The organism is Agrococcus sp. UYP10 (genome assembly GCF_040547205.1).
Taxonomy (GTDB): domain Bacteria; phylum Actinomycetota; class Actinomycetes; order Actinomycetales; family Microbacteriaceae; genus Agrococcus; species Agrococcus jenensis.
This window is the reverse complement of sequence record NZ_JBEPPG010000001.1, coordinates 221,382-235,160: the sequence shown is the minus strand read 5'-3', so window position 1 is coordinate 235,160 and position 13,779 is coordinate 221,382. Positions and strand designations below refer to the sequence as shown.

Annotated in this window: 15 protein-coding genes; 11 read left to right on the top strand and 4 right to left on the bottom strand. The window is 74.2% G+C overall.

Going from position 1 to position 13,779, the window contains the following annotated elements; all coding sequences use genetic code 11:
* Positions 1-3 precede the first annotated feature (3 nt).
* From ABIB37_RS01150 to ABIB37_RS01115, 8 genes are read left to right on the top strand one after another with little or no spacing between them, the layout of a single operon-like run.
* On the top strand, positions 4-1,140 hold the full coding sequence (locus ABIB37_RS01150; RefSeq protein ID WP_354255653.1) for a branched-chain amino acid ABC transporter permease: 1,137 nt from the start codon (positions 4-6) through the stop codon (positions 1,138-1,140).
* Positions 1,141-1,144: 4 nt separating this feature from the next.
* Complete coding sequence (locus ABIB37_RS01145; protein ID WP_354255650.1) at positions 1,145-2,698, top strand: class I adenylate-forming enzyme family protein; 1,554 nt, start codon at positions 1,145-1,147, stop codon at positions 2,696-2,698.
* Entirely contained in the window at positions 2,695-3,414 is a 720-nt protein-coding gene (locus ABIB37_RS01140) for a TetR/AcrR family transcriptional regulator (protein WP_354255647.1), read from the top strand. The genes ABIB37_RS01145 and ABIB37_RS01140 overlap by 4 nt, the downstream gene beginning before the upstream one ends.
* Positions 3,411-4,157: a 3-hydroxybutyrate dehydrogenase gene (locus ABIB37_RS01135; protein ID WP_354255644.1), complete on the top strand. Its 747-nt coding sequence runs from the start codon at positions 3,411-3,413 to the stop codon at positions 4,155-4,157. The genes ABIB37_RS01140 and ABIB37_RS01135 overlap by 4 nt, the downstream gene beginning before the upstream one ends.
* Positions 4,154-5,095, top strand: coding sequence for an alpha/beta fold hydrolase (locus tag ABIB37_RS01130; RefSeq protein ID WP_354255642.1), 942 nt, complete (start codon positions 4,154-4,156; stop codon positions 5,093-5,095). The genes ABIB37_RS01135 and ABIB37_RS01130 overlap by 4 nt, the downstream gene beginning before the upstream one ends.
* 3 nt (positions 5,096-5,098) lie before the next feature.
* On the top strand, positions 5,099-5,869 hold the full coding sequence (locus tag ABIB37_RS01125) for a CoA transferase subunit A (RefSeq protein WP_354255639.1): 771 nt from the start codon (positions 5,099-5,101) through the stop codon (positions 5,867-5,869).
* 21 nt (positions 5,870-5,890) lie between these two features.
* The gene (locus ABIB37_RS01120; protein ID WP_123697360.1) at positions 5,891-6,520 is read left to right on the top strand and encodes a CoA transferase subunit B; all 630 of its coding nucleotides are present in this window, start codon (positions 5,891-5,893) and stop codon (positions 6,518-6,520) included.
* Positions 6,517-7,575: an alpha/beta fold hydrolase gene (locus ABIB37_RS01115; RefSeq protein ID WP_354255637.1), complete on the top strand. Its 1,059-nt coding sequence runs from the start codon at positions 6,517-6,519 to the stop codon at positions 7,573-7,575. Before ABIB37_RS01120 ends, ABIB37_RS01115 begins: the two co-directional genes overlap by 4 nt.
* Before the next feature lie 121 nt (positions 7,576-7,696).
* Here the strand turns inward: ABIB37_RS01115 and ABIB37_RS01110 are convergent, their stop codons facing one another.
* A complete protein-coding gene (locus tag ABIB37_RS01110; protein WP_354255635.1) occupies positions 7,697-8,335 on the bottom strand; it encodes an exonuclease domain-containing protein in 639 nt (212 codons plus the stop codon).
* A gap of 110 nt (positions 8,336-8,445) precedes the next feature.
* Here ABIB37_RS01110 and ABIB37_RS01105 point away from each other — a divergent pair, with 110 nt between their 5' ends.
* Positions 8,446-8,796: an SseB family protein gene (locus ABIB37_RS01105; RefSeq protein ID WP_354255632.1), complete on the top strand. Its 351-nt coding sequence runs from the start codon at positions 8,446-8,448 to the stop codon at positions 8,794-8,796.
* Here ABIB37_RS01105 and ABIB37_RS01100 read toward each other — a convergent pair.
* Entirely contained in the window at positions 8,793-9,251 is a 459-nt protein-coding gene (locus ABIB37_RS01100) for a DUF3515 family protein (RefSeq protein ID WP_354255630.1), read from the bottom strand. The two genes, ABIB37_RS01105 and ABIB37_RS01100, sit on opposite strands and share 4 nt — an antisense overlap.
* 145 nt (positions 9,252-9,396) lie before the next feature.
* On the opposite strand from ABIB37_RS01100, the gene thiL reads away from it, so the two are divergent.
* A complete protein-coding gene (gene thiL, locus ABIB37_RS01095; protein ID WP_354255627.1) occupies positions 9,397-10,404 on the top strand; it encodes a thiamine-phosphate kinase in 1,008 nt (335 codons plus the stop codon).
* Here the strand turns inward: thiL and ABIB37_RS01090 are convergent.
* Positions 10,389-10,874 (bottom strand): GNAT family N-acetyltransferase, encoded by a 486-nt coding sequence (locus ABIB37_RS01090; RefSeq protein ID WP_354255624.1) that lies wholly within the window; start codon positions 10,872-10,874, stop codon positions 10,389-10,391. The genes thiL and ABIB37_RS01090 overlap by 16 nt on opposite strands.
* Positions 10,871-11,491 carry a 16S rRNA (guanine(966)-N(2))-methyltransferase RsmD gene (gene rsmD / locus ABIB37_RS01085; RefSeq protein WP_354255621.1) on the bottom strand — a complete coding sequence of 207 codons (621 nt, stop codon included), beginning with the start codon at positions 11,489-11,491 and terminating at the stop codon, positions 10,871-10,873. Before rsmD ends, ABIB37_RS01090 begins: the two co-directional genes overlap by 4 nt.
* Before the next feature lie 71 nt (positions 11,492-11,562).
* Here rsmD and ABIB37_RS01080 point away from each other — a divergent pair, with 71 nt between their 5' ends.
* Positions 11,563-13,749, top strand: a complete 2,187-nt coding sequence (locus ABIB37_RS01080) for an ATP-dependent DNA helicase RecG (RefSeq protein ID WP_354255619.1) — start codon at positions 11,563-11,565, stop codon at positions 13,747-13,749.
* Positions 13,750-13,779 lie beyond the last annotated feature (30 nt).

Here is a 13,779-nt window from a genome sequence, read left to right as displayed (position 1 = left end):
GGGATGACGATGCACACGTTCCTCGCCTCCGCCCGTCGGGGCCTCGCGTCCCGCTGGGGCCGCATCGCGGTCGGCGCCGTCGTCATCGCGGTCGCTGCCATGCTGCCGCTGCTCGCGATCGACATCCCCGGCGTGCTGCCGGGCCCCACGTACACGCCCGGCACGCTCACGGTGCTCGCGTACGCGATGCTCATCGCCGCGCTCGCGCTCAGCTACCACCTGATCTTCGGGGTCGCGGGGATGCTGTCGTTCGGCCACGCGATGTTCTTCGCCGCCGGTGCGTACGGGCTCGGCATCATCCTGCGGCTGCTCGCGCCCACCGGCATGCCGAGCGAGGCCGTCTTCCTGCTCGCGATCGTCCTCACGCTCGTCGTCGCGCTCGTGCTCGGCAACCTCGTGGGCGCGCTCGCGCTGCGGGTGAGCGGCATCTCGTTCGCGATGGTGACCCTCGCGATCGCCCAGGCGATGAACGTGATGATCCGGCGCAACGTCGGCGGCCTCACCGGCGGCGAGGAGGGCGTCACCCTCACCGTCGCCGTCGTGCCCGACTGGCTCGTCGGCGTGGTCAACACCCGCAACCTCTACTGGCTGGCGCTCGCCATCCTCGTGATCGTCTATCTCGCGTGCGTGTGGGTCGAGCGCTCGCGGCTCGGCCACGTCGTCGCGGCCGCGCGCGAGAACGAGCTGCGCGTGACGGTGCTGGGCCTGCGGCCCTACCTCGTGCGGCTGTTCCTCTTCTCGGCCGCCGCGGTGCTCGCCGCGGTCGCGGGGATGGGCTTCATGCTGCTGCAGTCGAGCGCGACCCCGCGCATCTCGACGAGCGACTTCACCCTCACCCTGCTCGTGATCGTCGTGCTCGGCGGCGTCGGCTACCGCTGGGGCGCGATCGTCGGCGGCATCGTCTACACGCTGCTCGACCAGCGGCTCGCGGCGCTCGCCTCGAGCGACGCGATCGCCGGGCTGCCCGACGTGCTGCGCATCCCGCTGTCCGAGCCGCTGTTCATCCTCGGGATGCTCTTCGTGCTCGTCGTGATGTTCGCGCCCGGCGGCATCGTCGGCATCGCCCACCGCGTCACGCGGCGGCGCGGCGGCCGGCGCGACGCGGGGGAGCCCGCGGTGCTGCAGGACATGGAAGCCTAGGCGCATGGTCGACGACGCTCGCACGGACGGTCCGGGGACGCCGGGCCCGCTCACCCTGGGCCGGTGGACGACCGACCGCGCCGCGATCGAGCCCGCGCGGGCGGCGATCGTCGACCGCGGCGTCGTCGTCTCGTACGGCGAGCTCGAGGCGCGGGCCACAGCGCTCGCGCACGCGCTCGGGGAGGCCGGGCACGGCCTGGGCGCCCGCATCGCGACGGTGACGGGCTCGACCGCCGACCAGGTCGTGCTGCTGTTCGCGTGCGCGAAGGCAGGCGCGGTGCTCGTCCCGCTCTCGTGGCGCCTGACCGCCGGCGAGCTCGCCGCGCAGCTGCGGATCGCCGACCCCTCGCTGCTGCTCGTCGAGGACGACCACCGGCCGGTCGCCGAGGCAGCGCTCGAGCGGCTCGGCGACGCGGCCCCGGCGCGCATCCCCACGACCGCGCTCGGCGCCGCCGGCGCGGAGTCGTCGGTGCCGGATGCGCTGCACCCGGTCGCCGCCGCCGCGCCCCGCGACGACGACGCCCTGCTCATGCTCTTCACCTCGGGCACCACGAGCGCGCCGAAGGCCGTCGTGCTCAGCCACGCGAACTGCGCGTGGGCCAACCTCTCGCTCTCGCGCGCGACGCCGCTCACGCCGGACGACATCGTGCTGCAGGTGCTCCCGCAGCACCACGTGGCGGGCTGGAACGTGCAGCCGCTGCTCGCCTGGTGGGTCGGCGCGTGCGTCGTGCTCGAGCGGACCTTCGACGCCGGACGCGCGCTCGCCCTCATCGAGCGGCACCGCGTCACCGCGACGATGGGCGTGCCCACGACGTTCCGCGCGCTCATCCAGCACCCCGACTTCCAGGCGCGCGACCTCTCGAGCGTGCGCACGGCGGTGGTGGGCGGCGGCATGCTCGACCCGCGGGCCTCCGAGCAGCTGGCCCGCACGGGCATCGTCGTGCGCCAGGGCTACGGCCTCACCGAGGCGGCCCCGAACGTCGCGCTCACGCGCGACGAGAGCGACGCGGGCACCGTCGGGCGCCCCTACCCGCACGTCGACGTCGCGCTCCTCGTCGACGGCCGCGTCGAGCAGGGCGCGGGCACGGGGGAGCTGCTCGTCCGCGGCCCCGCGGTCTTCCAGGGCTACTTCCGCGACCCGGAGGCGACCGCAGCGGCGAGCTTCGGGCCGTGGCTGCGCACGGGGGACCTCGTCGCGCGCGACGCGAGCGGCCGCATCCGCATCGTCGACCGGGTGAAGGACATCGTGCGGTCGGGCGGCGAGTCGATCGCGCCGATCGAGGTCGAGCTCGCGCTGCTCGAGCACCCGGCCGTGATCGACGCGGCCGTCGCGGGCGTGCCGAGCGAGCGCTGGGGCGAGGAGCTCGTCGCGTGGGTCGTGCTTGCCGAGCCCGCGGACGACGCGGCGCTGCACGCGCACCTCGACGGCAGGCTCGCCGACTTCAAGCACCCCAAGCGCTTCCAGGTCGTCGACGGCATCCCGCGCACGACGAGCGGCAAGCCGCTGCGCCGGGCGCTCATCGCCGCCTTCGAGGCGGCCAGGGCGGAGGCGCGATGAACGAGCCGAGGACGAAGCGCGGCGAGCAGACGAAGGCGAAGCTGCTCGCGGCCGCCGAGGCGGTGTTCGCCGAGCAGGGCTACCAGGCGGCGTCGATCTCGCGCATCACCGAGCGCGCCCGGGTCGCGCAGGGCACCTTCTACCTGTACTTCTCGTCGAAGCTCGACCTGTTCGAGCAGCTCGTCGACGACCTCAACCGGCGCGTGCGCAAGGCCATGAGCGACGGCGCCGCGCGCGGTGCGAACCGCGCGGAGGCGGAGCGCGAGGGCTTCCGCGAGTTCTTCGCCTTCACGGCCGAGCACCCCGCGCTCTACCGCGTCGTGCGGGAGGCGGAGTACGTCTCGCCCGGCGCGATGCGCCGGCACTACGAGCGCATCGTCGAGGGCTACCGCGACGGCCTCACGCGGGCCAGGGCCGCGGGCGAGATCGGCGACGTCGACCCGGAGGTCGCGGCGTGGGCGCTCATGGGCGTCGGCGAGATGATCGGCATGCGCTACGTGCTCTGGCCGACCGGCGACGACGGCGCCTTCGGCTCGGGCGCGACGCCCGTGCCCGACGACGTCTTCGACGAGATGGTGGCCTTCGTGCAGCGCGCGCTCGGCACCGCCGCACCGACGGCCGCCGCCGCGACCGGCCACGACCCCACGACCCAGCACGGCACCAGCCAGCACAGCACCACCGAGCGCGCCACGGCGCACGTCAAGGAGGACTCATGAGCACGCTCTCCGGCCGCAGGGCCGTCATCACCGGTGGCGCGGCGGGCATCGGCGCCGCCATCGCGCGCTCGTTCGCTGCCGAGGGCGCCTCCGTCGTCATCGCCGACCGCGACGGCGCGGCGGCCGACGCGCTCGCGCAGGAGCTCGGCGGCGAGTCGTGGGAGGTCGACCTGCTCGACGTCGCCTCGCTCGAGTCGCTGTCGCTCGAGGCCGACATCCTCGTGAACAACGCGGGCATCCAGCGGGTCGCCCCGATCCAGGAGCTCGAGCCCGCGATGTGGCGACGCATCCACACCCTCATGCTCGAGTCGCCGTTCCTGCTCATCCGGGCGGCGCTGCCGGGCATGTACGAGCGCGGCTTCGGGCGCATCATCAACCTCTCGAGCGTCCACGGCATCCGCGCCTCCGCCTTCAAGTCGGCCTACGTCGCCGCGAAGCACGGGCTCGAGGGGCTGTCGAAGGTCACCGCGCTCGAGGGCGGCCCGCACGGCGTGACGTCGAACTGCATCAACCCCGGCTACGTCAAGACGGCGCTCGTCGAGAGCCAGATCGCCGATCAGGCGAAGACGCACGGCATCCCCGAGGACGAGGTGCTGCAGAAGGTCATGCTCACCGAGGCCGCGATCAAGCGCCTCGTCGAGCCCGAGGAGGTCGCGTCGCTCGCCACCTGGCTCGCCGGCCCGCACGCGGGCATGGTGACGGGCTCGTCGTACGTCATGGACGGCGGGTGGAGCGCCCGATGAGCGAGCAGCAGGCACAGCACGAGCAGCACGCCGACGCGCGGCCGCTGCGCGTCGCGGTCGACGGCGGCGAGCTCATCGCGACCCTCTGGCGGCCGGATGCGTCCGGCACGCCCGTCGTCGCCATCCACGGGATCACCGCCAACCACCGCTCCTTCGCGCACGTCGCCGCGCGCCTGTCGGCACCGGTGCTGGCGATGGACCTGCGCGGTCGCGGCGGCTCCCGCGCGCTGCCGGGCCCGTACGGGCTCGAGCAGCACGCCGAGGACGTCGCCGCGGCGATCGCCGCGGCCGGCTTCGCCCGCGCGATCGTCGTCGGCCACTCGATGGGCGCGTACGTCGCAGTGCGGCTCGCCGCCGCGCACCCCGAGCTCGTCGAGGCGCTCGTGCTCATCGACGGCGGCGTGCCGCTGCGGCCCGCGGCCGACGACGTGAGCCCCGAGGACGTGCTGGGGCCCGCCATCGAGCGGCTGCGCCGCACCTTCCCGTCAGCGGAGGCGTACCGCGACTTCTGGCGCCAGCATCCCGCCTTCGGGCCGTACTGGAACGAGGCGATCGAGGAGTACGTCGACTACGACCTCGTCGACGTCGACGGTGCGCTCCGGCCGTCGGCGACGCCCGACGCGGTGATCGCCAACCTCGTCGAGCTCGACGGGCGCGGCGGGTACGCCGAGGCGCTGCAGGCGCTGCGCGTGCCCATGCGGCTGCTGCGCAGCCCGCGCGGCCTCTTCGACGAGGCACCCGGCCTCTACGATGACGAGTGGCTCGCGACATGGACGTCGCGGCTGCCCGAGCTCGCGGTGCGGGACGTCGAGCACACGAACCACTACACGATCCTGCTGGGCCGAGGGGCGGATGCCGTGCTCGACGCGGTCTCGCTCGCCGAGACCGGCGCGGGACCCGCTGCCCCCGTGGCTGCGGCGCACAGAGAGGGACGCTGACCGATGGCGATCGACAAGACCTACGGCTCCGCGGCGGAGGCCGTCGCCGACATCCAGGACGGCGCGACGCTCGCCGTCGGGGGCTTCGGCCTCTCGGGCAACCCGATGGCGCTCATCCGGGCGCTCGAGGAGCGCGGCGTGCGCGGCCTCAAGGTGGTCTCGAACAACTGCGGCGTCGACGACTGGGGCCTCGGGCTGCTGCTGCGGGCTGGCCAGATCGACAAGATGACGTCGTCGTACGTGGGCGAGAACAAGGAGTTCGAGCGCCGCTACCTGACGGGCGAGCTCGAGCTCGAGCTCACCCCGCAGGGCACGCTCGCCGAGAAGCTGCGCGCCGGCGGGTCCGGCATCGCCGCGTTCTACACGCGCACGGGCGTCGGCACGCAGGTGCAGGAGGGCGGCCTCCCGCAGCGCTACAACGCCGACGGCACGGTCGCGAAGGCATCCGCCCCGAAGCCGACGGCGACGTTCGAGGTCGACGGCGAGCTGCGGGAGTTCGTGCTCGAGGAGGCGATCACGACCGACTTCGCGCTCGTGCACGCGCTCCGCGGCGACCGCCACGGCAACCTCGTCTTCAACAAGGCGGCGCGCCAGTTCTCGCCGCCCGCCGCGATGGCCGGCCGGATCTGCATCGCGCAGGTCGAGGAGCTCGTCGAGCCGGGCGAGATCGATCCGGACGCCGTGCACCTGCCGGGCGTGTTCGTGCACCGCATCGTCGAGGTGGGCACCGACATCGAGAAGCGCATCGAGCGCCGCACCGTCACCGAGCAGTAGAGAGCACAGGGGAGAGCTGACATGGCACTGACACGGAACGAGATGGCCGCGCGCGCGGCGCAGGAGCTCGAGGACGGCAACTACGTCAACCTCGGCATCGGGCTGCCGACGCTCGTGCCCAACTACGTGCCCGACGACGTGACCGTCGTGCTGCAGAGCGAGAACGGCATCCTCGGCGTCGGCCCGTACCCGACGGAGGATGCGGTCGACCCCGACCTCATCAACGCCGGCAAGGAGACCGTCACGACGCTGCCGGGCACGTCGTTCTTCGACTCGGCCACGTCGTTCGCGATGATCCGCGGCGGCAAGATCGACGCGGCCATCCTCGGCGCGATGCAGGTGTCGGCCTCCGGCGACATCGCCAACTGGATGATCCCCGGCAAGATGGTGAAGGGTCCCGGCGGCGCGATGGACCTCGTGCACGGCGCCGCGAAGGTCATCGTGCTCATGGAGCACGTGGCGAAGGACGGCTCGGCGAAGATCGTCGACGCGTGCTCGCTGCCGCTCACCGGCAAGGGCGTCGTCGACCGCATCATCACCGACCTCGCCGTGCTCGACGTGACGCCCGAGGGGCTGCGGCTCGTCGAGCTCGCGCCGGGCGTCACGCTCGAGGAGCTGCGCGAGCAGACCGAGCCGGAGATCCTCGCGTGAGCACCATCCTCGAAGGCGTCGAGCAGGTCTTCGTCGAGACCGACCGGCTGCGGGCATCCGTGCTCCGCGCGCCGGGCACCGATGCCGGCGCGCGGGACGCGACGCCGATCGTGCTCATCCACGGCAACGTGTCGTCGTCGCTCTTCTTCCAGCCGCTCATGCTCGCGCTCCCGCGGCCGAGCGTCGCGATCGACCTGCGCGGCTACGGCGACAGCGAGACCCTCCCCGTCGACGCGACGCGCGGCCTCCGCGACCTCTCCGACGACGTGGCGTCGGTGCTCGACGCGCTCGGCCTCTCGGGGGTGCACGTCGTCGGCTGGTCGATGGGCGGGGGCGTCGTGCTGCAGCTGCTGCTCGACCGCCCGGAGCTCGTGCGCTCGATCACGCTGCAGGCGCCCGTGCCGCCGCACGGCTTCGGCTCGCGGCGCGACGGCACGCCGTGCACGCCCGACGGGGCGGGCACGGGCGGATTGGGCGTCAACGCCGACTTCATCGCCCGGCTCGAGGCGGGCGACACGTCGGCGGACGAGGCGACGAGCCCGCGCAGCGTCTTCCGCTCGAGCTACGTCGCGCCCGGCTTCGACGACGGCCGCGAGGACCTCTGGGTCGAGTCGATGCTGTCGACGAGGACCGGACCCGACAACCAGCCCGGCGACGGCGTCGCCTCCGACTCGTGGCCCGGCTTCGCGGCCGGCGGGCGCGGCATCCTCAACGCGATGTCGGTCGTGCACCTCGACCTGACCGGCATCGTCGAGGCGCCCGTGAAGCCCGCCGTCCTGTGGGTCCGCGGCGCGCACGACGCGATCGTCGCGGACGAGTCGTTCTTCGAGTTCAACACGCTCGGCAAGCACGGCATCGTGCCCGGCTGGCCGGGGGAGGAGGCGGCGCCGCCGCAGCCGATGATCGCGCAGACCCGCGCGGTCCTCGACGCGTACGCCGCGAACGGCGGCGCCTACCGGGAGGTCGTCTTCGAGGGCGCGGGCCACTCGCCGCACCTCGAGGACGAGGCGCGCTTCGTGCAGGAGCTGCTCGCGCACGTCGCGGCGAACGACTGACGCGGGCGCGTCCGCGAGCCGGTTCGGCTCGCGGACCCGACTCCGGATGATGGACCCCAGATCTCGGGTCCACCGTCCGGGATCGGGTCCGTGAGCGCGGCGGGCGGGTGCCGGGGGGCGGCTACTGCCACCAGGGCCGCTCGCGCTGCGCGTTGCGACGCGCCGCCTCGAGCTCGCGCAGCTCCTCGTGCCGCTCGCCGATCTCGTGCACGGCCGACATGCAGCGCGCGACGAGGTCGCCGAGCTCGTCGAGCTCGTGGCGCTTCGCCGCGCCGATGACGATCGCCGCGCACGCCTCGGCGTCGCCGGCGGCGTCGTGGTGGCGGAAGTCGTCGAAGCCGGCGGCGAGCGCCGCGACCGGCAGCCGGTACGACTCGAGCGCGAACGTCTTGCGGGCGATCCGCAGCGAGTCGGTCCAGCGCATGTCGGGCACGGGCAGCCGGGCCGCCTTCGCGGCCGCGCGCATGACCCCGCGGTCGAAGCCGGCGTTGTGGGCGACGTAGACGTCGTCGCCGCCGAACGCGAGGATCTGCCGCTGCGTCTCGACCCAGTCGGGCGCGTCGAGCACCTGGTGGGCGAAGATCCCGTGGATGCGGGTGTTCCACTCCCAGAACTCGTCGTAGGGCGCCGTGGGGCGGATGAGCGTCGAGAACCGGTCGACCACGAGGCCGTCGCGCACCTTCACGAGGCCGACCGCGCAGGCCGATGCGGCGTTGCCGTTGGCCGTCTCGAAGTCGATCGCGGTGAAGTCGAGGGCCATGCGTCCAGTCTCCCAGAGCGCGCCCACACCACCTGCCGCGGTCCCGCCGCGAGCGGCTCCTGGCGCTCGGCCGTCAGCACGTCCGGCAGCACGTCTGCGAGCATTGCCGCATGGAGAACCCGACGCTCGATGCCCTGCAGACGATCCCCGCCACCGACCACGCGGCCGCCTGGGCGGTCGTGCGCGAGGCAGAGCTCGTCGTGCCGGCGGTCGTCGGCGACCCGCGCGATCCGGCCTCCGGCCGGTTCCTCGTCTTGCCGCACAAGGGGATGCAGCTCGTCGTGGCGTTCACGTCGACGCAGCGCATCGGCGGCTTCGCCACGCGCACGAAGCGGCACCTGAAGGTCACGGGCGCCGAGCTCGCGGCGGCCATCCCGCCGGGCCACGCGATCGTGCTCGACCCCGGCCACGACGACGGGCGGGTCTTCCTGCCCGACGTGCTCGCGGAGGACGCTGCCTAGGTGCAGGCGCCCGTGCGGTCGGTGCGGGCGACGGCGCTCGAGACACCCTCGAGCGCGGTCACGGCGCTGACGACATCCGTGTCGATGACGACCTCGGTCGCGGGGGAGCGGCCGTAGCTCACGAACGTCCAGATGTTCTCCTCGGCCGCGACCTCGAGCCAGTCGACCTCGCCGATCGTGATGCAGCGGGCGGTGGACGGCGCGGGCTCTGGCATGCCGCAGCGCAGCGTGACGGCGCTCGGATCGCCGAACGCCGATGCGCCCTGCGCGGTCGTGGTGCGGCGCTCGAGCGGCTGCGGCAGGCTCTCGTCGCCGAGCGCCTCGGGGAGCGAGACGACGACCGCGGCGCAGCCGGGCGCGGAGGCCTCGTCGGCGGGCGGCAGGATGACGGCGGCGGCGCAGCCGGAGAGCGTGAGCACGGCGGCCGCGGCCGCGGCGAGGGGGAGGTTGCGCACGCCTCGAGACTATCGGCGGGGCCGGCTGCGCGAGCTCGATCGGGCAGAGCGCTGCACCGACCGCCCGGCGGGGTTCGGGTGCCGCTCTGCCCGATCGAGCGCACCGTCGGCGTCGGCGTTCGCGGACGCGGGCTACCGTTGCCCCATGGACGACGCCACGCTGCACGAGGCCGGCGAGCTCGAGGCGCTGCGGCGCTTCCTGCCGCTGCTGCCCGAGGGCGACGCGACCGCGGTGGGCCCGGGCGACGACGCCGCGGTCGTCGCCGCACCCGACGGGCGCTTCGTGGTCACGACCGACACGATGCTCGAGGGCGCCGACTTCCGGCTCGGCTGGTCGCGCTGGCACGACCTCGGCTGGAAGGCCGTCGCGACGAACCTCATCGACGTCGCGGCGATGGGCGCGCGCCCGACCTCGCTCGTCGTGGCGCTCGCGGTGCCGCCGTCGACCCGCATCGGCGCGCTCGAGGAGCTCGCGCGCGGCCTGGGCGACGCGATCGCCGCGATGGCACCGGGGGTCGGCGTGGTGGGCGGCGACCTCGGCACCTCCCGCCACGCGGTCATCGCGGTGACGGCCTTCGGCGACCTCGAGGGTCGCCCCCCGGTGCTGCGCTCCGGCGCGCGGCCGGGGGATGCGGTGTGGGTCGTCGGCGACCTCGGCCGGGCGGCGACGGGCCTGCGCCACCTCTTCGTCGAAGCGGTCGACGAGGCGGCCGAGCCCGACCGCGACGCCGCCGAGCTGCTGCGCGCGGGTGCGCACGGCGCGTCCATCGCCGCGCAGCTCGCCCCCGTCACCCCGATCGGGGCCGGCACGCTGCTCGCCGATCTCGGTGCCACCGCGATGCTCGACGTCTCCGACGGCCTCGCGCTCGACGCCGCCCGCGTCGCGCGCGCATCCCACGTGCGGATCGCGCTCGACGAGGCCGCCGTCGCCGCCGCGTCGCCGGACGCCGCGCTGGCCGCGGCGCTGCACGGCGGCGAGGACCACGCGCTGCTCGTCACGCTGCCAGCGGGCGTCGCGCCGCCCGCCGAGCTCGCCGGGCACCCGGTGCGGCGCATCGGCCGGGTCGAGCAGGCGGCGCAAGGAGCGGGCGACGTCACGCTCGACGGGGAGCCGCTCGAGCCGCGCGGCTGGGATCCCTATCGCGCGGGCTGATCCTCGAGCGGGAGGGTCATGAAGGTGCTGTTCGGGTCGGGCCGGTAGCTGCCGAACGGCGGGCACTCGACGAACCCGTGCTTCGCGTAGAGCGCCCGTGCGGGTGCGAAGAACGGCTGGCTGCCCGTCTCGAGCGAGACCCGGCGGACGCCGCGCGAGCGCGCGTCGTCGATCGCGTGGCGCAGCATCGTCGCGCCGATGCCCGCGCCGCGCCGCGCGGGATCCGTGCGCATGCTCTTGAGCTCCTCGTGGCCGGCATCGACGGGCGCGAGCGCGACCGTGCCCACGAGCGCCGCATCCGCGGACCGCGCGGTCCAGACGCGGACGCCCGGCCGCTGGAGCCCGTCGACGTCGAGCGCGTGCTGGCTGCACGCCGGGGCGGTGGGGGCGAGGTCGTCGAGGTGCGCCTGCAGGAACGCGAGGAGCGCCGCGTCGGCGAAGTCGGCGGGCCGGATCGTGAGCGCGATCACGCGTCCGCGTCCGCCTGCCCGGCGTCGGGGTGCGCATCGGGCGGCACGACGTCGTTGGCCAGGCCGCTCGTCGTCAGGTAGTGCACCCGCGTGTCGCCGTAGTCCCGGCTGCGCTCGACCTCCAGGTCGCCCGGCAGGCTCAGGGGGTCGGCGCGCTTCGACTGCTCGACGACGACCATCGCGGGGTGCGCGAGCAGCGGGGCGAGGTCCGAGAGGACCGCGGAGATCTCGTGCGCGGGGAGCCGGTAGGGCGGGTCGACGAACACGAGGTCGAACTGCCGGCCGGAGCGCTGCAGGTACTGGTGCACGGCCACCTGCTCCACGAGCGCTCGCACGGCACCGGCCTTCGCGACGATCTCGGCGTTGCGCTGCGCCACGTTCGCCGCGCCCCGCTCGCGCTCGACGAGCACGACCGACTCGGCGCCGCGGCTCGCGGCCTCGAGCCCGAGCGCACCCGAGCCGCTGAAGAGGTCCAGCACGTGCGCGCCGTCGCACAGGCCGCGGGCGTCGAGCGCGTTGAAGATCGCCTCCCGCACCCGCTCGGAGGTGGGCCGGGTGCCCGGCCCCGGCACATGCAGCTTCGCCCCGCCCGCGAGGCCTCCGACGATCCGCGTCATGCGGCCATCTTGGCAGGTGCGGACCGGCGGATGCGTCCGTGCCCGTCGGCGGCACGGCCTACCCTGGGCGGGTGGCGACGAAGAGGGCGGGCGGGGCGCTGCCCGACGGGTTCGAGCGTCCGCTCGAGCGCGTGCTGCCGAAGGCTGCGGCGACGAAGCTCGAGCGCGCGTTCGGCATGCAGACGCTCGGCGACCTCGTCTGGCACCTGCCGCGGCGCTACGCGAAGCGCGGCGAGCTGACCGAGCTCGCGAGCCTCGTGCCCGGTGAGCACGTCACCGTCGTGGCGAAGGTGCGCTCGGTCGAGAACCGCGACCTGCAGCGCGACGCGAAGGGCCGGCCGCGCACGCTCACGAGCATCACGATCACCGACGGCACGAGCGAGCTCGACCTGGCGTTCTTCAACCAGTCGTGGCGCAAGGACGACCTGCACCAGGGCGTGACCGCGCTGTTCTCGGGCACCGTCGGCGTCTACAAGGGCAAGCGCCAGCTCGCGCACCCCGACTACGAGCTGTTCGACGAGGCGGAGGGCATCGACGCCGAGGAGTGGGCCAACCAGCCGGTGCCGATCTACCCGGCCACCGCCACGCTCGCCACCACGAAGATCCAGGCGCTCGTGGCCCAGGGCCTCGACGCGCTCGGCGACGTGCCCGACCCGGTGCCCGACGCCGTCCGCCGGACGCAGAAGCTCATGCCGGTCGCCGACGCGCTGCGCCTCGCGCACCAGCCGAAGGTCGAGCAGGACGCGTATCGCGCCCGGCACACGCTCGCATGGCACGAGGCGTTCCTGCTGCAGACGTACCTGCTCGCGACCCGAGACTGGTTCGACACGCTGCCCACCGCGCCGAGGCATCCGGGCCGCCTGCTGGAGCGCTTCGACGCGAGCCTGCCGTGGCAGCTCACCGACGACCAGCGGTCGACCGGTGACGAGATCCTCGCCGACCTCGCGAGCGGCACGGCGATGCACCGGCTCGTGCAGGGCGAGGTCGGCTCGGGCAAGACCGTCGTCGCGACGCGGGCGATGCTCGTCGTCGCCGAGTCGGGCGGCCAGTCGGCGCTGCTCGCGCCCACCGAGGTGCTCGCGGTGCAGCACCTCCGCTCCATCACGCGGGCGCTCGGGCCCGACCTCGCCGCAGAGCTGCAGCCGACGCTCCTCACCGGGCAGATGCCGGCCTCCGAGCGGAAGCGCGCGCTGCTGCGCATCGCCGCCGGCTCCGCCCGCATCGTCGTCGGCACGCACGCGCTGCTGAGCGAGCGCACGAGCTTCGCCGAGCTGGGGCTCGTCGTCATCGACGAGCAGCACCGCTTCGGCGTCGCGCAGCGCGAGTCGCTGCGCGCGAAGGGCGTCCACCCGCACACCCTCGTCCTCACCGCCACGCCCATCCCGCGCACGATCGCGATGACGGCGTTCGGCGACCTCGACGTCTCGACGATCCGCTCGCTGCCCGCCGGGCGCAGCCCCATCAAGACCTTCGTCGTCGACCCGGCCGAGCAGCCGCAGCTGTTCGGACGCATCTGGGAGCGGATGCGCGAGGAGCTCGAGGCCGGGCGGCAGGCGTTCGTCGTCTGCCCCGCGATCGCGCCCGGCAAGCTCGAGGGCATCGACCGCGACGAGGAGGCGCCGGAGGACGGCCGGCCGCAGCCGCCGGTCGACGACGTCACCACCACCCTCGAGCGCCTGCGCCAGGTGCCCGCGCTCGTCGGCCGGCAGATCGCGCCGCTCACCGGCGCCGACACGACCGAGCAGAAGGATGCGGTCATGCGCGCCTTCCGGGCGCGCGAGATCGACGTGCTCGTCGCGACCACCGTCATCGAGGTCGGCGTCGACGTGCCGAACGCGACGATGATGGTGGTGCTCTCGGCCGACCGCTTCGGCGTCTCGCAGCTGCACCAGCTCCGTGGACGGATCGGCCGCGGCGAGCACGCGGGCCTCTGCATGCTCGTGAGCGCGACCGATCCGCTCTCACCCGCACGCGAGCGGCTCGACGCCGTCGCGTCGACCCTCGACGGCTTCGCGCTCGCCGAGGTCGACCTCGAGCAGCGCGGCGAGGGCGACGTGCTCGGCGCCGCGCAGTCGGGCGGCCGCAGCGGGCTGCGGGTGCTGCGGGTCGCGCGCGACGTGTCGATCATCGAGGCGGCGCGCGACGCCGCCCGCGCCGTGCTCGACGACGACCCGACGCTCGCCGAGCATCCGGCGCTGCGCCTCGCCGTGCACGCGCGGCTCGACCCGGATGCGCGGGCGGCGCTCGTGACGGCCTGACCGTGCGCGATCGGCTTCCATAGCGACCAC

Bases quoted from the DNA above. Each gene is read 5' to 3' on its own strand.
- ABIB37_RS01150 (WP_354255653.1), top strand. From the start codon at position 4: ATGACGATGCACACGTTCCTCGCCTCCGCCCGTCGGGGCCTCGCGTCC.
- ABIB37_RS01145 (WP_354255650.1), top strand. From the start codon at position 1,145: ATGGTCGACGACGCTCGCACGGACGGTCCGGGGACGCCGGGCCCGCTC.
- ABIB37_RS01140 (WP_354255647.1), top strand. From the start codon at position 2,695: ATGAACGAGCCGAGGACGAAGCGCGGCGAGCAGACGAAGGCGAAGCTG.
- ABIB37_RS01135 (WP_354255644.1), top strand. From the start codon at position 3,411: ATGAGCACGCTCTCCGGCCGCAGGGCCGTCATCACCGGTGGCGCGGCG.
- ABIB37_RS01130 (WP_354255642.1), top strand. From the start codon at position 4,154: ATGAGCGAGCAGCAGGCACAGCACGAGCAGCACGCCGACGCGCGGCCG.
- ABIB37_RS01125 (WP_354255639.1), top strand. From the start codon at position 5,099: ATGGCGATCGACAAGACCTACGGCTCCGCGGCGGAGGCCGTCGCCGAC.
- ABIB37_RS01120 (WP_123697360.1), top strand. From the start codon at position 5,891: ATGGCACTGACACGGAACGAGATGGCCGCGCGCGCGGCGCAGGAGCTC.
- ABIB37_RS01110 (WP_354255635.1), bottom strand. From the start codon at position 8,335: ATGGCCCTCGACTTCACCGCGATCGACTTCGAGACGGCCAACGGCAAC.
- ABIB37_RS01105 (WP_354255632.1), top strand. From the start codon at position 8,446: ATGGAGAACCCGACGCTCGATGCCCTGCAGACGATCCCCGCCACCGAC.
- thiL (WP_354255627.1), top strand. From the start codon at position 9,397: ATGGACGACGCCACGCTGCACGAGGCCGGCGAGCTCGAGGCGCTGCGG.
- rsmD (WP_354255621.1), bottom strand. From the start codon at position 11,491: ATGACGCGGATCGTCGGAGGCCTCGCGGGCGGGGCGAAGCTGCATGTG.